Origin of the sequence: Microcoleus sp. FACHB-672 (assembly GCF_014695725.1) — a bacterium.
Lineage (GTDB): Bacteria > Cyanobacteriota > Cyanobacteriia > Cyanobacteriales > Oscillatoriaceae > FACHB-68.
This window is the reverse complement of sequence record NZ_JACJOU010000007.1, coordinates 164,120-182,506: the sequence shown is the minus strand read 5'-3', so window position 1 is coordinate 182,506 and position 18,387 is coordinate 164,120. Positions and strand designations below refer to the sequence as shown.

Annotated in this window: 17 protein-coding genes and 1 pseudogene; 14 read left to right on the top strand and 4 right to left on the bottom strand. The window is 45.7% G+C overall.

Annotation, left to right across the window (positions count from 1 at the left end; translation table 11 throughout):
• Window positions 1–81: 81 nt before the first annotated feature.
• The 5 genes from H6F56_RS04445 to H6F56_RS04425 all read left to right on the top strand — a co-directional run bounded on the left by H6F56_RS04445 (window position 82) and on the right by H6F56_RS04425 (window position 4,203).
• Window positions 82–819, top strand: a complete 738-nt coding sequence (locus tag H6F56_RS04445; RefSeq protein WP_190665831.1) for an HAD family hydrolase — start codon at window positions 82–84, stop codon at window positions 817–819.
• Between the two features lie 79 nt (window positions 820–898).
• A complete protein-coding gene (metK, locus tag H6F56_RS04440) occupies window positions 899–2,161 on the top strand; it encodes a methionine adenosyltransferase (protein WP_190665638.1) in 1,263 nt (420 codons plus the stop codon).
• 386 nt (window positions 2,162–2,547) lie between these two features.
• The gene (locus tag H6F56_RS04435) at window positions 2,548–2,838 is read left to right on the top strand and encodes a hypothetical protein (RefSeq protein WP_190665637.1); all 291 of its coding nucleotides are present in this window, start codon (window positions 2,548–2,550) and stop codon (window positions 2,836–2,838) included.
• Window positions 2,839–3,301: 463 nt separating this feature from the next.
• Window positions 3,302–3,739, top strand: a complete 438-nt coding sequence (locus H6F56_RS04430) for a DUF4278 domain-containing protein (protein WP_190665636.1) — start codon at window positions 3,302–3,304, stop codon at window positions 3,737–3,739.
• Between the two features lie 80 nt (window positions 3,740–3,819).
• The gene (locus tag H6F56_RS04425) at window positions 3,820–4,203 is read left to right on the top strand and encodes a YkvA family protein (protein ID WP_190665635.1); all 384 of its coding nucleotides are present in this window, start codon (window positions 3,820–3,822) and stop codon (window positions 4,201–4,203) included.
• A gap of 22 nt (window positions 4,204–4,225) precedes the next feature.
• On the opposite strand, the gene H6F56_RS04420 is transcribed toward H6F56_RS04425, so the two are convergent.
• Window positions 4,226–4,990, bottom strand: coding sequence for an SIMPL domain-containing protein (locus H6F56_RS04420; protein WP_190665634.1), 765 nt, complete (start codon window positions 4,988–4,990; stop codon window positions 4,226–4,228).
• Between the two features lie 410 nt (window positions 4,991–5,400).
• Here H6F56_RS04420 and H6F56_RS04415 point away from each other — a divergent pair.
• The 3 genes and pseudogenes from H6F56_RS04415 to H6F56_RS04410 all read left to right on the top strand — a co-directional run.
• A pseudogene (locus H6F56_RS04415) lies at window positions 5,401–6,645 on the top strand (sensor histidine kinase); the annotation flags it as partial.
• 162 nt (window positions 6,646–6,807) lie between these two features.
• Complete coding sequence (locus H6F56_RS27265; RefSeq protein WP_416360983.1) at window positions 6,808–7,158, top strand: ATP-binding protein; 351 nt, start codon at window positions 6,808–6,810, stop codon at window positions 7,156–7,158.
• 254 nt (window positions 7,159–7,412) lie between these two features.
• Window positions 7,413–8,894 carry a YcjF family protein gene (locus H6F56_RS04410; RefSeq protein WP_416360981.1) on the top strand — a complete coding sequence of 494 codons (1,482 nt, stop codon included), beginning with the start codon at window positions 7,413–7,415 and terminating at the stop codon, window positions 8,892–8,894.
• A 185-nt stretch (window positions 8,895–9,079) separates the two neighbouring features.
• Here H6F56_RS04410 and H6F56_RS04405 read toward each other — a convergent pair whose 3' ends face one another.
• The 3 genes from H6F56_RS04405 to H6F56_RS27260 are packed head-to-tail and all read right to left on the bottom strand — an operon-like array spanning window position 9,080 to window position 10,631.
• Complete coding sequence (locus H6F56_RS04405; protein ID WP_190665632.1) at window positions 9,080–9,466, bottom strand: hypothetical protein; 387 nt, start codon at window positions 9,464–9,466, stop codon at window positions 9,080–9,082.
• Between the two features lie 17 nt (window positions 9,467–9,483).
• On the bottom strand, window positions 9,484–10,407 hold the full coding sequence (locus tag H6F56_RS04400) for a hypothetical protein (protein ID WP_190665631.1): 924 nt from the start codon (window positions 10,405–10,407) through the stop codon (window positions 9,484–9,486).
• 23 nt (window positions 10,408–10,430) lie between these two features.
• Entirely contained in the window at window positions 10,431–10,631 is a 201-nt protein-coding gene (locus tag H6F56_RS27260) for a deaminase domain-containing protein (RefSeq protein WP_242031867.1), read from the bottom strand.
• A 341-nt stretch (window positions 10,632–10,972) separates the two neighbouring features.
• Between H6F56_RS27260 and H6F56_RS04390 the strand changes: the two genes are divergently transcribed.
• The 6 genes from H6F56_RS04390 (at window position 10,973) to H6F56_RS04365 (ending at window position 18,357) form a co-directional block, all read left to right on the top strand.
• Complete coding sequence (locus tag H6F56_RS04390) at window positions 10,973–12,889, top strand: GTPase family protein (RefSeq protein ID WP_190665630.1); 1,917 nt, start codon at window positions 10,973–10,975, stop codon at window positions 12,887–12,889.
• A 746-nt stretch (window positions 12,890–13,635) separates the two neighbouring features.
• Window positions 13,636–14,841: an agmatinase gene (gene speB, locus H6F56_RS04385; RefSeq protein WP_190665629.1), complete on the top strand. Its 1,206-nt coding sequence runs from the start codon at window positions 13,636–13,638 to the stop codon at window positions 14,839–14,841.
• A gap of 66 nt (window positions 14,842–14,907) precedes the next feature.
• A complete protein-coding gene (gene hypA / locus H6F56_RS04380; protein WP_190665628.1) occupies window positions 14,908–15,291 on the top strand; it encodes a hydrogenase maturation nickel metallochaperone HypA in 384 nt (127 codons plus the stop codon).
• 47 nt (window positions 15,292–15,338) lie between these two features.
• Window positions 15,339–16,049, top strand: coding sequence for a hydrogenase nickel incorporation protein HypB (gene hypB, locus H6F56_RS04375; RefSeq protein WP_190665627.1), 711 nt, complete (start codon window positions 15,339–15,341; stop codon window positions 16,047–16,049).
• A 281-nt stretch (window positions 16,050–16,330) separates the two neighbouring features.
• The gene (locus tag H6F56_RS04370) at window positions 16,331–17,380 is read left to right on the top strand and encodes an ABC transporter substrate-binding protein (protein ID WP_190665626.1); all 1,050 of its coding nucleotides are present in this window, start codon (window positions 16,331–16,333) and stop codon (window positions 17,378–17,380) included.
• A 131-nt stretch (window positions 17,381–17,511) separates the two neighbouring features.
• Window positions 17,512–18,357, top strand: a complete 846-nt coding sequence (locus H6F56_RS04365) for an ABC transporter permease (RefSeq protein ID WP_190665625.1) — start codon at window positions 17,512–17,514, stop codon at window positions 18,355–18,357.
• Window positions 18,358–18,387 lie beyond the last annotated feature (30 nt).

Genomic DNA, 18,387 nt, shown 5'->3' with positions numbered 1-18,387 from the left:
CAAGCCGCGCTGCGCGATTGAGGGAATAATCCCTCTTTTTTTATATGGGGGTCATGTTTGTGATCGATGGGAGTTGAGCGTTTGACGACAATTCAGTGTGGGAATGTCACATTCAAAAATATCCAGGCTGTTATTTTTGATAAAGACGGGACGCTAGAAGATTCAGAAGATTTTTTAAGAAATTTGGGCCAGAAACGAGCGCGGATGCTAGATGCTCAAATTCCCGGAATTGGAGAACCCTTGTTGATGGCGTTCGGCATTAATGGAGCTCGTCTCGATCCCACTGGCTTACTAGCCGTTGGCAGCCGGCGGGAAAATGAAATTGCCTCCGCCGCTTATATCGCTGAGACAGGACGAGGGTGGTTAGAATCTCTTGAAATTACGCGTCGCTCATTTGAAGAAGCCGACCAAATGTTCAAAACATTTGCCCCGTCGCCTTTATTTGCCGGCTCTCTAGAGGTGCTAAAGTTCCTTTCAGATGCCGGTTTGAAACTGGCGATTCTCTCAGCAGCCAGCACACAAAGGGTGCAGAAGTTTGTCAAAGATCATCAACTAGAACCCTACATTCAAGTGAAAATGGGTGTTGATGAAGGGCCAAGCAAACCAGACCCGTCTCTCTTTTTAAATGTCTGCCGAACCTTAGGCGTTGAACCGGCGTCAACTTTGATGGTTGGCGATTCCCTGGCGGATATCGAAATGGCCAAACGGGCCGGGGCCGCCGGCAGCATCGGCATCTGCTGGAAGACACCAAAAGCTAGCCATTTAGAAGCCGCTAATGTTACGATCGCGCAACTTGATGAAATAAAAATCATCTCCTGAACCTCGCTCGCGCTGAGTGAAGTTTTATCAGTTTAAACACACGTTGTCTGCCTAGCCACTATTTAAGGGGGACTGATCCTTGACACGTCGCTACCTATTTACCTCCGAATCCGTTACCGAAGGGCATCCTGATAAAATCTGTGACCAAATCTCAGATACTATTTTAGACGCCCTGCTCACTCAAGACCCCTCTAGCCGTGTTGCCGCAGAAGTTGTGGTCAACACCGGCTTAGTGCTGATCACCGGCGAAGTCACCACGAAAGCTCAGGTGAACTTCGTGGCTCTAGCCCGGAAAAAAATTGCCGACATCGGCTATACAGATGCCGACAACGGCTTTTCTGCAAATAGCTGTGCAGTGCTCGTTGCCCTCGACGAACAATCTCCTGACATCGCCCAAGGCGTCAACACCGCTCAAGAAACCCGCGAGGAATCCAGCGATGATGCTTTAGACGCAGTGGGTGCCGGTGATCAAGGGATCATGTTTGGCTTTGCCTGCAACGAAACCCCGGAACTGATGCCTTTGCCCATCTGTCTCGCCCACCGGATTTCCCGTCGGCTGGCAGCAGTTCGCAAAACCGGCGATCTGCCTTACCTGCGTCCCGATGGCAAAACGCAAGTCACGGTTGTTTACGAAGATGGACGCCCCGTAGGCATCGACACGATTCTGATTTCCACACAGCACACGGCTTCAATTGGGGAAATTACGGATACGGCAGAGGTTCAGGCCAAGATCAAGGAAGATTTGTGGACAGCAGTGGTCGAGCCGGTGTTTGCAGACATTGACGTGAAGCCAGATGCAGAAACTCGCTTCCTAGTCAACCCCACCGGCAAATTTGTGATCGGCGGGCCTCAAGGAGATTCAGGTCTCACAGGTCGCAAAATTATTGTAGATACTTATGGTGGCTATTCCCGGCACGGCGGCGGCGCTTTTTCCGGCAAAGACCCCACAAAAGTAGACCGCAGCGCCGCTTATGCCGCTCGCTATGTGGCTAAAAATATCGTTGCCGCCGGCTTGGCAGAAAAGTGTGAAGTTCAACTCAGTTATGCAATCGGCGTAGCACGCCCCGTAAGTATGATGATTGAAACCTTTGGCACCGGCAACGTTGATGAAGACCAGCTGCTGGAAGCTGTGAAAGAGCATTTTGAGCTGCGTCCGGCTGGAATTATCAAAACCTTTAATTTGCAACGTCTGCCGGCTGAACGCGGCGGTCGTTTTTACCAAGAAGTTGCTGCTTACGGTCATTTGGGACGCACTGATATCGACCTACCTTGGGAACAAACCGATAAAGCGCAGTTGCTCAAAGACGCGCTGAATCAACCGCTTTCCGCTTCTGTGGGCTAGTTATTTACCCCACATTTAAATAAATTTTCCAATACCCGTTTATTTAAACAAACGGGCTTTTTTATTTGTTAACTTAGAAGCGGTTGGATAGGTATTCCTTTAGTAATAGAGAGCAATCCCTGTTAAATCTACGCGGTAAACCTAGTATTGATTCGCCTGGGTTAACTGATAAGATACGAGGCAGTTAGATTGCCGGCCCGTACCCTAATCAGCAAGCAGCGCAGTTGTCAAGAACGGTTTTGAGCCGGCTTCCACGTTTATGGAAACTCTCTATCCAGCATTATTGTAGCTACAGCTAAATGAACGCGTAACCTTTCATGCTTAAAAGCTTTTGAAGAACTGCTTGTGTTAATCAATCAGGGTCTGATCGTAGAGGAGCCACAGCGATGAATCCGAAGCAGAGAGAAAAGTGGGCGAGAATCAGAAGATTGGGAAAGTTTCGCTATATGATTATCTACGGAATTTTCTTCTGGGGGCTTCCCGTCGCTATTTTGTATGTGTTCATCACCACTTTTCTCGATAATAATTTTTCCATTCAACAGGTTCTCCAATCTGCACTTTTGAGAAGACTGTTTTTTGCCAAGGTTTTTATTTCACTTACTTTATTTCCAACCTGTGGCTTCGCATTGAGTTGGTGGCTGTGGGATTACAACGAGAAAAAATATTCAGACGAATAAATCCAATGCTTATTTATATTGTGCCGGCATTAAACAGGAATTTTTCTCCTGCAAAAAGCGCACGTTTATCTTACTTGTTTCGAGCAATTGGTCAGATGATATTAAATAAGTATAAATACTCACTTTACAAAAAACCTGACTCAGCCCAAAAACCGATTTTCTCAAACAAAATAGCTCAATGCGCTCGCTTCAGTTTTGACAACTAGCAGATTAACCTCTGTCAAGACATCTTAACGTTTAGTATCAATTTGTGTGGTAAAATAATAACCCTTGGGAATGTAAAAATACAGTTAAATCTTTGTGGGGCATTTTGGTGTGAGCATCTATAGAATTGGCAACTGAGCGTCTCTTATCAGGGCGAATACTGCCCTATCACCGCACGTTTTAAAATCAGCCTTTTTTAAAATAAGCCGTTTAAGCCCCTTTCCCATATCCTTGAAACCCTAGCGCAGAGGTGATAATTATGCCTTGGTCTTTCATGTTTACACTGGGAATTGCTCTGGCAGTTACCTATATCTTGACAAACTCTGCTGACGAAATTGCCTATCTCGCCGCATCAATTTTAGTTGTGAGCTTACTGGTGAGTTTGGTAATTGCACCGTGGCAGATTCAGTTGTTACTGCTCGTACTTACCTTAGTTAGCAGTAATCGGCTTTTGCAGCCAAGCCGGCAGCTGATCATTGAATCTGAATCCGATGACAAAATAAAACTCTGTTATCGCGGAGTAGACTACGAACCAACCGCTCCTCTAGAGGAAGCAAAAGAAGGTGAAACTATTGTAAAATACCGGGGTCAAATTTGTAAAACCGGCACCGAACAAACGGCTCTAATGGTTCAAGAAAATCAAGCTTTAGAGGTAAAATATCGAGGTGCTAGCATTCCAGAGCAAAAATCTAATTAAGGGATTGCTAAACAAATTCTTCAGCATCCCGGCAGAATCTTTCTTTGATAAAATGCCGGGATTCGCCTAAAACGCCTCCCATGCACTCCCTCAAACAACTGGCAAGAAAACTCAAAAAAGAAACCTGGGCAATTTATTTGGTGAGTAAAGATTCCAGAACGCCTTGGTATGCTCGGTTCCTAGCTGCTGGTGTCTTTGCTTATGCCTTCAGTCCCATTGATTTAATTCCAGATAGAATTCCCGTCATCGGATTTCTGGACGATTTGATTATCCTGCCGGCGGGAATTTGGCTGGTGCTGAAAATGATTCCACCAGAGGTTTTAGCTGAATGCCGCGAGAAAGCAGCAACCAAAATGGCACAGGAAAAACCCACAAATTGGATAGCTGCCGACATCATTGTACTGATTTGGGTGTTACTGGGAGTTTTAACTGTTGTTTGGTTAGGCAGCATTCTGAACCGTTAAATTTAACAGACTTGCCGGCTGTTTAATAACGAATTTGCAGCGTTACGAAAGATTGTACTTGCTGCTCTCCACCCACCACTTGAGTGACAGAGTTTTTCGTATCTTGGGCTAACGGAACACCAACCGGCATTGGCATCGGTGGCATCGGTGTATTTGCAGCATTAATTTGAATCCCGACAATTTCCTGCGACTTAAAGCTTAGGGTTGTGAAAACGGCATCCGCTTGTTTTTTAGCATGTTCCGTTGCTTCACCCAGCGCTAGCTTTTGGGCGGCTGCAATCGCTTCATCTGTCGCAGTAAAGTCAATGCTGTCAATTCGCGTTGCCCCAGCTTTAATCGCATCATCTAACAGCGTTCCCACCTTATCTGTCGCAATTTCAAAACTGACAATGTTGCTGCCGGCATATCCATTCAAGCGTTGCTCATTGTTTTGAAAGCTATAAGTTGGGCTGAGATTAATGCCGGCGGTTTTCAGTTTTTCCACCTTCCGCTCTTTCAACAGTTTTACCACCGCCTCCGAGCGCTTCGCTACCTCCGGTTGCACTGCTGTTGCGGTTTTACCCTGAACTTCAACCCCTAAATTGACTTTCGCGATTGTTGCGGGGATACTCACCTCTCCCTTCCCTGATACACTGAGGGTTCTCGGTAGGGGTGCGAAATGTCCAGTTTGCATTTGAGCCGGCACAGATTGGCAGGCAGTTAAGCTGAGCAAACCTAACACGAGCGACAAACTTTTCAAACGATTCCAAGCAGTGGATTGAGCGCCAGACTGTAGAGATAAATTCATAAAAGAGAGTTTCCTGAGAAAGAAAAAGGTAAAAGCACACTTAACGGCTTGTTTCTACTTTGCCACCGTTTCAGTCGGCACCTTTCATTGGTTACACTTTTGGAAACTCAATATTTCCAAACCGCTCAAAGCGGAACGTGTTTAACCCTAAAGCCCTGATTGTTGCAAAAAACTGAAAAAAGTGCCGGACTTAATACTTATTCATTAATCCAACATTCACACGTTTAACTTGATAGGATTGAGCTTCTACAGTAAACTGGCACAAAAGCGTCATAAGCCTGCGCCTTTTCAAAGCGATCAATTACTCGCCCAGTTCGGTTTCATAAGCTAGGATTGTTGGTGTCTGCTGCGATCAGGGAAATTTTACCGCACAGTTGTTTGAGCCATGTAACAGTTAACAGAGGAAACGGATGCGATTGTTTTTTGCTGGAGGTAAGGAATTTCTGCAGATGCAACCTCAACAGTCAACCCCTTCTGACGGAAATACAGAGAGTCAACAAGTTGTAACTGCCCAACCCCCCCTAGAAAGCCTGCCCCTAAAATTCCTCCAACACTGGGAAACCAAAGCCCGCTCTTGGCGCATCCACCAAAAAATTGGTTACGGGTATTTCCTAGCACTTGGCATTGGTTTGTGTGGCTCACTTGGTGGGCTGCTGATTGCGGATTATTTCCAGGGACAAGGCGTAGAGGAGCTTGCCGATGCCCATGTGCAAGCACAACTGCTGGGAAATTTTAAAGATGCGGCAATCTTGGCGCAGTTGCATGGCTCGCGGCTAGCTGCGATTGTGGAGGATGCAGATCGGCTGCAATTAGAAAAAATCCGCCTCTTTGAAAGTGTTGCCAAAGCGCAGAAGTTGCAGCTTGAAATTGAAAGCTTTATCCAAAGTCATCCCCACCGGTTAGCCGCAGATCCCCCCACGATGCTGACTTTGATACAGGCTTACACAACGAGCTTAAAAGCTTACGCACAACAAATAGACTCAAGCTTGCAGCAAATCAACCCATCGCAATTGCCGTCAGAGGAAGTAGACTTAGCGCGGCAGCAACTGCGTCTGCTTGTCACCGGCACGGAAGCCACGCAACTGGATCGTCTTTCAGAACCTCTGACAGAACTCTTGAATATTTCTCAAGATCAAGAGCGGTTGGGGGAAATGGCGATGGAGGAGGCACAAGGACTTGAGAAACTAATTATTGTCGTGAGTATGTTGCTGTCAGTGGCGATTGCCGGGGTTTTGGCGTTGCGTACCAGTCGAGCGATCGCTGAGCCGGTTGTCACCCTCACTCAACTTGCTGAGCAGGTGGGGAGAGAGTCTAACTTTGAGTTGCGAGTGCCGGTGACAACCCAAGATGAAATTGGCTCATTAGCGATTTCTTTAAATCATCTCATCGAGCGAGTGTCCGAGCGCACCCAACAACTGCAACAGGCGAAAGAAGCAGCTGAAGCCGCTAGCAAAGCGAAAAGCCAGTTTTTAGCAAATATGAGCCATGAATTACGCACGCCGTTGAATGCGATCATCGGTTACAGCGAACTGCTTCAAGAGGATGTTCAAGATTTAGAGATCGGTGATCTGGATTTTATTGACGATTTGCGTTCAATTAATGGTGCCGGCAAGCATTTACTAACATTAATTAATGATATTCTCGACTTCTCCAAAATTGAAGCGGGAAAAATGCAGCTTTATCCAGAGAGGTTTGAACTTTTGCCACTGATTGCTAACGTCATTGCTACAGTCAAGCCGATCGTGGAAAAAAATGGCAATGTTTTAGAGGTGAATAGTGATCACCAACTGGGGATGATGTACGCCGATCAAACCAAGGTGCGGCAAGTGCTTTTTAACTTACTAAGCAATGCTGCTAAATTTACAACAAATGGCCGGGTAACGCTGACAGTCACTCGTGAGGTTGAAAGCATTCCTGATTGGATTCACTTCTGCGTAGAAGACACAGGGATTGGGATGTCTTTAGAAGAACAGCAGCGATTATTTGAAGCTTTTATACAAGGGGACGCCTCGACAACGCGCAAGTATGGGGGCACGGGATTGGGCTTAGCAATTAGCCGGCATTTCTGTGAGATGATGGGCGGGGAAATCGCAATGGAAAGTGAGCTGGGTAAGGGTTCTGTGTTTACGGTGCGCCTGCCGGTGGCAATGAGTGATTACGAAAGTTAGTGGGTGTCAAAAGATTTTGCGACTTGCATCGGGTGCCAGTCGAACCTATTGGGCTAGCGGTAGCATCGCCGCGTAGTAAAATTAATATTTCGGACTGTTGAGAATTTATTCGGTGAAGGAATCCTCGCTGTTTATATTGAAACTGCCTTTCTAGCTGATACACTTGAAGCGATATTTCAAGCCCCTAGAGTTGAAATTTTACTCGGCTCTCTGATAGATAGAATTAGTTTAAACTCTCTGCTATTTTGGTGTGCATGACTGAGCAACATAATCCCGATTCATCGCCGACAGATTCTGAGCAAAGAAGTGAACCGACGGAGGGTGTGAAAACTGAGCCGATGAACAATCCCTGGAAAACCCGCATTGCCGGTGTCTGGAACAACGCAACAGATCGCATAATGCGACATTCCGATTCATCGTCGGCAGATTCTGAGCAAAGAAGTGAACCGACGGAGGGTGTGAAAACTGAGCCGGTGAACAATCCCTGGAAAACCCGCGTTGCCGGTGTCTGGAACAACGCAACAGATCGCGTAATGCGACTTTTACCCGTAGATGAAGCCGCACAGACGGCGACGAAATGGTTTAGTGTCAGTGATGAGCGGGTGGCAGAGATTTTGGCGGCGGTTCGTGCCGAACTACCCACAACGGAAGCGCTTTTGATTGGTAAGCCTCAATCAGGCAAAAGCTCAATTGTGCGGGGACTGACGGGCGTATCTGCTGAGATTGTGGGGCAGGGATTTCGCCCTCACACGCAGAACACGCAACGCTATGCTTATCCGTCTAATGACCTGCCATTATTGATTTTTACCGATACCGTGGGGCTGGGAGATGTCAATCAGGACACTCAAGTGCTGGTTCAAGAACTGGTTGGCGATCTGCAACAGAAGAGTCGCCGCGCCAGCGTTTTGATTTTGACGGTTAAAATTAATGATTTTGCAACGGATACTTTGCGGCAAATTGCGACTGGGTTGCGCCGGCAGTATCCCGATATTCCGTGTTTGTTGGTGGTGACTTGCTTGCATGAACTTTACCCTGCCGGCACAGCGGATCATCCCGCTTACCCACCCGACTATGCGGAAGTTAACCGAGCGTTTGCGGCAATAAAGCAAGCGTTTACCGGACTGTACAACGGCGCTGTGCTCATTGACTTCACGCTGGAAGAGGACGGTTACACGCCCGTGTTTTATGGCTTAGAGGCGCTGCGGGATTCTCTAGCAGAGTTGCTACCAGAAGCAGAAGCGAGTGCGATTTATCAGTTATTGGATCAGGAAGCCGGTGAGCAAATTGGCAACCTTTATCGGGATACTGCACGCCGCTACATTTTGCCATTTTCGATCATGGCAGCTGCGGTGGAGGCGGTGCCGTTGCCATTTGCGAGTATGCCGGTGTTGACTGCCTTGCAAGTGTCTATGGTGGGGCTGCTGGGGAAATTGTACGGGCAGACACTAACCCCATCGCAGGCAGGAGGTGTTGTTAGTACGATTGCCGGCGGCTTTCTAGCGCAGGCAATTGGGCGGGAAGTGGTCAAATTTTTACCGGGGTTTGGTAGTGTGATTGCGGCTTCTTGGGCTGCTGCCTACACCTTCTCGCTGGGTGAGGGTGCTTGCGTTTACTTTGGCGATTTAATGGGAGGGAAGAAGCCCGATCCTAAGAAAATTCAGTCTGTCATGCGAGAGTCGTTTAAGTCAGCACAAGAACGGTTTAAGGGAATCAAACAGTCAGAAAATGCTGGGTAGGAGTGCCGGCATTTAAATTACCGTTTGTCATCTCATTCCAATAGCCAGCTAAACAATTCTCCTACTGTAAGTTGTAACTCAATCACGAAAGCCGGCATTGGCAACTGAAGTTCTAGGTCATCACTGGACTACATTTAGTATCAACGACCTCCGTAATAGCCATTTTTCCTTAAAATATTTGCGCTCTAGTAAGCCTCAAATCTTCTACTATCATAATAAAAGGTTAGAAAAGTATTATCATCAATCAGTAATCCTAATACGATGTCTAGGGGTTCGAGAAAGTAAGGGCTACCAGACTCCTTTTCATCGCTGAATATAGGCTTGTCTAGGACTGCGACAACAATAGCCGGTTGAGTTTTGTAAGGTAGTTTTCTATTCTTGAGATTTTCTTTCCATTTCACAAGTTGTCCAACTTGAAAAGACTCCTTTTTGAGGAGGTTAGTACAAGCCATCTTGACTTTAGCAATGTACTCCTCTCCATAGCTTTCCTTTTCTTCATCAATCAATTCACTGTCTTGAAAAGACTTGAGGATTGCGGCTAATTCTTCTCTGATATCTTGTTGCTTGCTCATATAAGTTATTTAATTTACTACACAAAAGCAACTAATTCATCGGTGTACTCACGAGTGTTTAAGCTTTGAAGTGATTTCCAAGAATCCCGCCTAATTCCAGTACCTATTTTCTCCTTATTGCCCGAAGTTCTGATGTAGATGCTGTTCGGAATCGGAAATTTGGATTTGACTTGGCTAAGCTCACTCTGTTGAAGAAGGCTCCGCATTACGAAACTAATGCGTTTTAATGCGCTAGCCTGACGTAATTCAATCTCTTCTCTATTTTGCAAACCTTCTACTACATAAAAGGATTTAGGAGGCAGTAAATACCAACTTGCCGGCACAACCTCTAGTATCCACCAGTCTAGCAGCTCACGTCTACCGCAAGAGCCAGGAAAAATCGCGTAACCTTCCAAGCAATCATCTAAAATCTCTAGAATTGCCTGTATCGAGTTCTTGTAATCGAGAACCAGAAGCGCATTATAAAAGACATCTAGAGCTTCATTTATTATCTGGAAGCTCGCTGGGGAGCGCTCGCAATTCAAATTATTCTCACTAAATATTTCATTTATAAACTTACTAGAATTAGGTACATTTTCACTTGTATCATAATTACTTAAATTTCGACTTGCTTTGAACAACCATAGCACTATCGAATTTATGAGCTTTTTGGGCAAGGAATTGAGTGGCTGATAGTATTCCACTGTCGGCTCTACCACTAAAACTAAAATTAGCGTCATCCAGGTATAACGAAGATGACATAGCGTAGGATCGCTGATACGAAATTCTTCTAGAATTTCATTTAAAGCATCTTGAAGAGAAGCTGATCCCTCTGCCTCAGGCTCATAGAGTTCTTCATAATGTTGCTGCCTGATTTTATTCAGCAATTCTTTGAGAGGATCGGGTATCGAAGGTAAAAAAGAAGAGTTTAAATCAAAAGAATAGCTCGATGCTAATACCATCAGGAATCTCTCCTTTACTATAATTAGGGCCAGGGGTAGTCCCAGAATACTTCTACCCTTATATTCGGAAATTTGTCTCTAAACTGTCTTAGGACATTATTACAGCTTTCACAGGGTTGTAGTTCAGTGTAAAGATAGAGGCTGCCCTTGACCTGTATCCCATAACACGTCTCTAGAGTGTCTGCAATGCTAGATAATACTTTATATTCAGCATCCGTATCCATAAGGCGCCCAGGACAAAAACGAGAGTCAATTGTAGGCTCAAATTGTCCTCCATTTGATTTTGGCTTGGGTAGAGGGGTTGGACTCCTTGCTCTAGATGTTCCTCCCGCACAAAAAACTACATTTTCCTGGAGATGTACTTCAGCAATTGCAACATTCCCTTTACCGACAGTTTTCTTAACGTATAGCTCTCGAATTTGGGCAGCATCTTCTCGCAAACGCTCCTTGCTCAGAGTTTCAGCTCCTTATAGAACCCATCTTGTATTATCCGGTGAGCCAGCACTCATCAGAGTCGTGTTAGATCCACAATAGCAATATAACAACGCTAAGCAGGCAGAGTGCAATGGTGCGATTAAAGCTGTGGCAATGGATTGTATTGGCAACGCCAATCGCAATGATCGTTGGTTTCTTGCTGGTAGCAGCCGGCAGACAAATCCACGAGTGGGGAATTAACTGGATCTGGGCTGTAGTTACCGTTCTATTAGTTGGCTGGCGGTGGCTACTGGTTAAATGGACGAAACCGGCTTTCGATCAGATGGAAGCCGTCATGGCGGAAGTTAACAAAGAATTGGCTTCTCCGATTGGAGATTCAACCGCGCAGTTAGCCGATAACGACACAATAAATCGAGCAGAAACTGCACTTCAAGAAATCGTAACAACAGCACAAAACGATCCGCCAATTTGGGAAGATTGGGCGATATTTTGGCAGCGATGTCAGGAACTTGTTGCCGCTGTCGCCCATGTTTATCATCCTGAAGTTAAGTATCCCCTACTTTCTATTTACGTTCCCCAGGCTTATGCCCTAATTCGGGGAACCGTGGATGACTTGGATCGGTGGATGCAAAAATTATCTCCTGCCCTCAATCAAGTTACGGTTGGGCAGGCTTACGAAGCTTACGAAGTCTATCGCAAACTAGAGCCATCCGCTCGCAAATTGATGCAAGTGTGGAACTGGGCACAATGGTTTTTAAACCCGGCAGTAGCGGTGGCAAAAGTGGCGAGTCAACGTTCCGGGAACCAGGCAACTCAGCAATTATTGGTAAATTTGGGTCAGTCGCTTCGGGAAGCTGCCTTGCGGAACCTCTGCCGGCAAGCAATCACCCTCTACGGCGGCAGTACGGTGCTTCCTGGGGAATTTGCCGTTGCCACACCGGCACTGCCGAAAGCCCAAACCCAAACTCTGCGAGAAATCCTCTCACAAGCTGAACCTGTGGAGGAAGTTGAGCAAAAACCCATCAGTATTTTGCTGGCAGGGCGCACCGGCGCTGGGAAAAGCAGTTTAATTAACACGCTGTTTCGGGCAGATAAAGCAGCGGTTGATGTATTACCAAGTACAGACAAAATACAGAATTATCGCTGGCAAAGTGAGGCCGGTGAAACGCTCATCCTTTGGGATACACCCGGTTACGAACAAGTCAACCGTGGGGATCTGCGGGATGAAGTGCTGGAGTTTGCCACCGGCGCGGATCTGCTGCTACTCGTCACACCGGCTTTAGATCCCGCCCTGCAAATGGATGTGGACTTTCTCAAAGACCTAAAAACGGCAGTTAAAGATTTGCCGGCAATTGTACTCGTTACCCAAGTGGATCGTCTGCGCCCGGTACGCGAATGGGAACCGCCCTATGATTGGCAATGGGGTGATCGCCCAAAAGAAAAAGCAATTCGGGAAGCGACGGAATACCGCGCTCAACTTCTGAGTGATTTCTGTAATTTAATTCTGCCCATTGTCGCCGGCGATCTCAAAACAGGTCGAACTGCTTGGAATGCAGAGGCGATATCGCAAGCATTGGTACAAGAAATCTCGCCGGCTAAACAACTTCGCCTTGCCCGCTTTTTGCGTAATTTGGAAGCCCGCACGGTTGCTGCCAGCAAAATTATCGACCGCTACACATTCCAAATGGCAACAACACAGGGACTCACCGCACTGTTGAAAAGTCCGGTTCTTCAGTTCATTTCCACCATGTCAACCGGCTCTCCAAATTTAGCGTATCTGCTAGCAGAGCAAATTCCTGTGGAGCAGTTGCCGGTTGTAATTGGGAAGCTGCAAATGGCTTATGATTTGTTCTCGCTGTTGAATGCCGGTGAGAGTAATTTGCTTAATTTTGACTTGCGATCGCTTTGGCCGGTGTTGCTAGAAAACACGGCTGCACCAGAGCGCAACGCTTGGGCTTTCGGTCATGCTTTGGTGGAATATTGGACTCAAAATCTGCCGGTGGAACAATTGCAGCAGCGGTTTGAATCTTATCTGCAACAAGTTTAAGCAGGCGGTACATCTGTCGTTAGTTTCTTTTAACAACTTGAGCAATTTGTCAATAGACTTGTTGCAAAAGTTGTTTTTTTTCGCGAATAAGGTTTACAGGGGTTTTCACCCATTTGTTCGTCGTGATTTAAACTCAAGGAAGTAGAATTTTAAAAGTATTTACTAAATTCATTAATTGTCTTGACTTCAGCGACGTTTTGCAGTTACAGGCAAATATTCAACTATAAAAAAATCTTAACCCGACCAATAATTGACGAGCGAATGCTGTACCATGTGTCAGAAAATTTTCGAGTGAAGACAAAATCAAGTATTTACGGATATTTGGTAACTTACGATACTTTTTTTAAATAAACTCATTGCTAATTTATGTACTAGAAAGTACAGGAGAGACTCTTAAAAGCACTCAGAAGTTATCCAAGGCGGTAGTTAATACAGTCAAAACTTCAACGACTTTGAGAGAACTCATAGATAGGAAGTAAAAATTTAATGGCCTCTAGGGTTCCGGTTTGAGCCGCGCAATACAAATCAAATTTCAAATTGCAGCTGCTTAAATGCTGGTCCGAGAGAGGTAAACTGGCTTCTCCAAAACTTATAGTTTTTTGTGAGGGATTAGCTAGTCACACGGCGGGATAAAAGCCCGGGAGGAACGTACCAGTCGCTGAGACTGAGCTTGTTCTCCTGGGCTTTCGGCGTTGACGAGCGCAAATTCCTCATTTTGTTGTTTTGAAAATTTCTAGGGCATCTAAATGACTGAAAATCCTTCAGAAAACCCCATGTTTCAAAGCCCATCACCAAATAACGGGCACACTGCATCGGAAGCGCAACGGGCTTTAGAATTGGAAGCGAGATTGCCCCTAACCGGCTGGCAGCAAGAGGTATCAAAAGGGCTGGAATACGGCTTGGAAGCAGCGTCAAGTATTCAAGATCGCAGTATTCCCACATTTTCTCGCGGTGAACTGCCTCATTATGCCGGTATCAACACCTTCCTCAAAGCACCTTATGTAGAAGATGTGCGGAAGGTTGGAGAATATGATGTTGCAATTGTCGGTGTTCCTCATGATTCGGGAACGACCTATCGTCCCGGTACAAGATTTGGCCCTCAAGGAATTCGGCGGATTTCTGCACTTTATACCCCCTACAACTTCGAGTTAGGCGTTGACCTGCGCGAACAAATTACGCTTTGCGATGTTGGGGATATTTTCACGATTCCCGCTAATAATGAAAAGTCATTTGATCAGATTTCTAAAGGTATCGCTCACATCTTTAGTTCCGGTGCATTTCCGATTATTTTAGGCGGCGATCATTCGATTGGTTTCCCAACAGTACGCGGGATTTGCCGGCATTTAGGGGATAAAAAAGTTGGCATTATTCATTTTGATCGCCACGCCGACACCCAAGAAACTGACCTCGACGAACGGATGCACACTTGCCCTTGGTTTCATGCCACCAACATGAAAAATGCCCCAGCGAAAAACTTGGTACAACTGGGAATTGGCGGCTGGCAGGTTCCTCGTCAGGGTGTAAAAGTTTGTCGGGAACGCGCTACCAACATTCTTACCGTTACCGACATCGTAGAAAAAGGAATTGATGCCGCAGTCGATTTCGCCTTAGAACGGGCATTAGACGGCACTGACTGCGTCTACATCAGCTTTGATATTGATTGCATTGATGCGGGATTTGTCCCTGGTACAGGTTGGCCAGAACCGGGTGGATTACTACCTCGTGAAGCCTTAGCTTTGTTAGCAAAAATTGTGCAACGTGCGCCGGTTTGCGGTTTGGAAGTTGTGGAAGTTTCTCCACCTTATGACATCAGCGATATTACTGCCCTCATGGCAACGCGCGTAATTTGTGACACAATGGCTCATTTAGTGCTGTCGGGACAACTGCCACGGAAGCAGAAACCGGCCTATATTTTTCCAGAGTCGCAACCAGAACTTGTTGAATGGGCGTAAAAGTTTAGAGGCGCGAGCAATTGCGTCTCTATAACTACAATATTTGCATTAGATTTGGGTATATCCATGCACGAAACTGATATGACCAAAGCGCTCATTGTAACGGTGCGGAAATGGTGGAAGGAACAACCAGAACGCCCCAAAATTTCCCAGGTTCATCTTACAGTTGGTCAATTTACTTGTGTTGAACCTGTGAGTTTGCAATTTGCCTTTGAAGTTCAAACCCGCAATACTTTTCTAGATGGCGCAGAGTTAGTCATTGAAGAAACGCCGTTGATTGCTTTCTGCCATCAATGCCGGCAGGAATATCGTCCTGAAATTGGCATTCAATATGCTTGCCCAACCTGTCAGTCTCCAATGGATGATATTCGTTCAGGACGAGAATTGAAAATCGAACGCATTGAATATTCGCAACCTGATGTGGTTATTTCCGCGAAATGCGAAGAGTAAGAGCGTTGCCATTTATCGCTATTCATTTAAACTCCAAATGCTGAATTATGCACCAAACTTTTGACGCTGCTTTAGGAATTAATTTGCTCCATGCTAACCAGGAAGGGGCTGATCATAATCGCGCCCATTTCGATGAGTGGGGAATTACTTGTTTGAATATTATGAGCAGTCCCGGTGCCGGCAAAACTGCACTGCTGGAAAAAACACTTGCGGTTTTAACTGAGGAGTGCAAAATAGCAGTCATTGAAGGCGATATGACGACAGAATTAGATGCGGATCGCCTGCGAAAATATAACGTGCCGGTGATTGCGATTAACACGGGCCGATCTTGCCATTTGGATTCTAAAATGGTTGCCGGCGGAATTCACCGGCTCTCCCATGAATATAATCCCTCAGAATTTGATTTAGTATTGGTAGAAAATGTGGGAAATCTCGTTTGTCCTGCTGAATTTGAAGTAGGCGAACACCTGAAAGTTGCCCTGTTAAGTGTGACAGAAGGTGAAGATAAACCGCTAAAATACCCGGTGATGTTTCAAGAAGCGGATTGTCTATTAATTACCAAGATGGATATAGCGCCCCATCTAGATGTTGATGTGGATCTGATTGTGGCAAATGTGCGACAAATGAATCCTCATGTCACCATTATTCCCGTTTCTGCAAAAACTGGAGAAGGGTTAGACGCCTGGTTTGATTGGGTGCGCTCTCAGCTTGCTCAATCATCAACCGCTCAACAGCAGCAACTTTCAGGCGTTTGCTGAAGAAAATACCAACCCCAGTGTTGTTGGGGTGGGCAAAATGCTCACCCAGTCCCTCACTAACAGCATTTATCACAAAACTTAAAGAGCAGAAAAGGTAAAAGCTTGAACGATATTGAGTTTCAACTTTTTCTAACTATCTGGAGGTTTTGTATCACAAGAAACAAAGCGGTGACGGCTTTACCTGCTACACATAGTTAACCGCTCTGTTAAAAATTATCTTTGCTAACAGCGAATAACAAACTGCTGAAAACTCCCAACCAATCTCTGCACTAGGAGATGCTATGAGAGTGCGATCACCTCTATCTTTCTGTATCCTTTTTCTTGTCACACTAACGTTCGTTGTCGGTTGCGTTAACCCGGCAATCTACATCAAAACAACCACCGAAACCGAGACGGCGGCCTCAGTAAGTGCCGGCAGCGTCCGTCTGGGATTCAGCGCATGGCCCGGTTGGTTTCCTTGGCAAGTTGCTCAAGAACAAGGAATTTTTCAGGCAAACAGTGTTCCAGTTGATTTGAAATGGTTTGATGGGTATTTGGAATCTATCAGCACACTGACAGCCGGCCAAATTGATGCCAACAGCCAAACGCTTGGAGATACGGTTAACTCTGTATCCGGTGGCGCGGATCAAGTAATTGTCCTGGTTAACGATAACTCCACCGGCAATGATAAGGTGATTGTCCGCGAGGGTATTAACTCAATCGCTGACTTAAAAGGAAAAAAAGTTGCCGCAGAAGAAGGCACAGTCGATCACTTCCTGCTGTTGTTGGGGCTAAAGAAAGCCGGTTTATCACCCCAAGACATTCAGTTTATTCCCCTAGAAACAGGTAAAGCAGCCGCAGCATTTGTGGCAAAACAAGTTGATGCAACAGCAGTGTTTGCTCCTTTTACCACGCAAGCATTGAAGCGTTCGGGAAGCAAAGAACTATTTAGTTCCAAAGATTTTACCGGCGCAATTTCCGATCATCTGGTATTCACCCGCAAATTTGTCGATGAACATCCTGATCGCGTTCAAGCATTAGTTGATTCTTGGTTTGCTACCTTGGAATATATGGAGGCAAATCTAGAGAAATCTTATGAAATTATGGCGCAACGAGCAGGGGTTTCTGTTGACGAATACCGGCAGTATGCAGACGGCACTCGGATCTTCACAATAGAGGAAAATTTGACCGCTTTTCAACCGGGTAACGATTTGACTTCCTTACAATTTGCTGCTCAAGAAATGAGCAAATTCCTCAGAGAAGTAGGGCTAGCCAATAATCAACCAGACACCAGCCGACTGTTTGATGATCGCTTTGTTAAAGCCTACGCTGAAAAATTTAGAAAATCCTAAAAGCATCCAATCCCATCCTTAACCTCCCACACATATATTATCTGCGTTTACCTGCGTGCATCTGCGGTTGAAAAAATCAACCTTTGCAAAAAATCGATATATTCCTTTCCTTGCCCTCGTAAAAATTAGTCATGAATCAAAATTCTGAATCGATTCGAGACTTTCTCCAATCAAAAAAACTAAATTCCACTGTTTTCTGGCAACTTGCTGAAGACATTCCCAAACCGCTCCATACAGCATTACTTTTTACCTCGATTGGGGTGCCCCTGCTGCTGTGGTGGTTGGTTACTACATTTGGGAATATAGATCCTAAATTTTTACCCTCGCCGGCTCAAGTTCTTGAAGCATTTGGCCGGCTGTGGAGGACTCGCGAACTCCTTAAGGATACTGTTGCAAGTCTGTGGCGCGTTGGTGTCGGGTTCATTTTAGCGGCAGTTTTTTCCATCCCCATAGGGGTATTGATGGGCAGTTTTGCCAGCATTCGTGCCTTACTAGAACCGCTGTTCGGGTTGATGCGCTATATGCCGGCCCCTGCCTTTATTCCGCTGTTAATTTTGTATCAAGGTATCGGAGAAGAACCAAAAATTACTCTTATTTTTATCGGTGCCTTTTTCTTTAACACCCTGATGGTCATGGATACTGTAAAATTCGTATCCAAAGATTTGATTGAAGCGACTTACATGTTAGGAGGAAACCGCTTACAAGCCTTACTTCAGGTCATTTTCCCCCATGTTTTGCCGGGAATTCTTGATGCGTGTCGCATTAACTTAGCAGCCGCTTGGCAGTTAGTCATTGTCTCTGAACTCATTGCGGCATCAGAAGGTCTAGGCCGGCGGATCAGCGTAGCCGGTCGATTTCTTAAAACCGATGAAATTTTTGTGGGATTGATTGTAATTGGAGTAATTGGGTTGACATTTGATTTGCTGTTTCAATACTTTTTGAAAGTTTCTTGTCGGTGGACAAGTCAACAACGATAGTTTCTGTTGCCGTCCTAATTTTATTAACAA

Excerpts from the sequence above, each read along its gene's own strand:
- H6F56_RS04400 (WP_190665631.1), bottom strand. The coding sequence starts at position 10,407 with ATGGTATTAGCATCGAGCTATTCTTTTGATTTAAACTCTTCTTTTTTA.
- H6F56_RS04405 (WP_190665632.1), bottom strand. The coding sequence starts at position 9,466 with ATGAGCAAGCAACAAGATATCAGAGAAGAATTAGCCGCAATCCTCAAG.
- H6F56_RS04390 (WP_190665630.1), top strand. The coding sequence starts at position 10,973 with ATGGTGCGATTAAAGCTGTGGCAATGGATTGTATTGGCAACGCCAATC.
- H6F56_RS04370 (WP_190665626.1), top strand. The coding sequence starts at position 16,331 with ATGAGAGTGCGATCACCTCTATCTTTCTGTATCCTTTTTCTTGTCACA.
- H6F56_RS04430 (WP_190665636.1), top strand. The coding sequence starts at position 3,302 with ATGCCTTGGTCTTTCATGTTTACACTGGGAATTGCTCTGGCAGTTACC.
- hypA (WP_190665628.1), top strand. The coding sequence starts at position 14,908 with ATGCACGAAACTGATATGACCAAAGCGCTCATTGTAACGGTGCGGAAA.
- H6F56_RS04420 (WP_190665634.1), bottom strand. The coding sequence starts at position 4,990 with ATGAATTTATCTCTACAGTCTGGCGCTCAATCCACTGCTTGGAATCGT.
- H6F56_RS04365 (WP_190665625.1), top strand. The coding sequence starts at position 17,512 with ATGAATCAAAATTCTGAATCGATTCGAGACTTTCTCCAATCAAAAAAA.
- hypB (WP_190665627.1), top strand. The coding sequence starts at position 15,339 with ATGCACCAAACTTTTGACGCTGCTTTAGGAATTAATTTGCTCCATGCT.
- H6F56_RS04425 (WP_190665635.1), top strand. The coding sequence starts at position 3,820 with ATGCACTCCCTCAAACAACTGGCAAGAAAACTCAAAAAAGAAACCTGG.
- speB (WP_190665629.1), top strand. The coding sequence starts at position 13,636 with ATGACTGAAAATCCTTCAGAAAACCCCATGTTTCAAAGCCCATCACCA.
- H6F56_RS04410 (WP_416360981.1), top strand. The coding sequence starts at position 7,413 with ATGACTGAGCAACATAATCCCGATTCATCGCCGACAGATTCTGAGCAA.
- H6F56_RS27260 (WP_242031867.1), bottom strand. The coding sequence starts at position 10,631 with ATGGATACGGATGCTGAATATAAAGTATTATCTAGCATTGCAGACACT.
- H6F56_RS04435 (WP_190665637.1), top strand. The coding sequence starts at position 2,548 with ATGAATCCGAAGCAGAGAGAAAAGTGGGCGAGAATCAGAAGATTGGGA.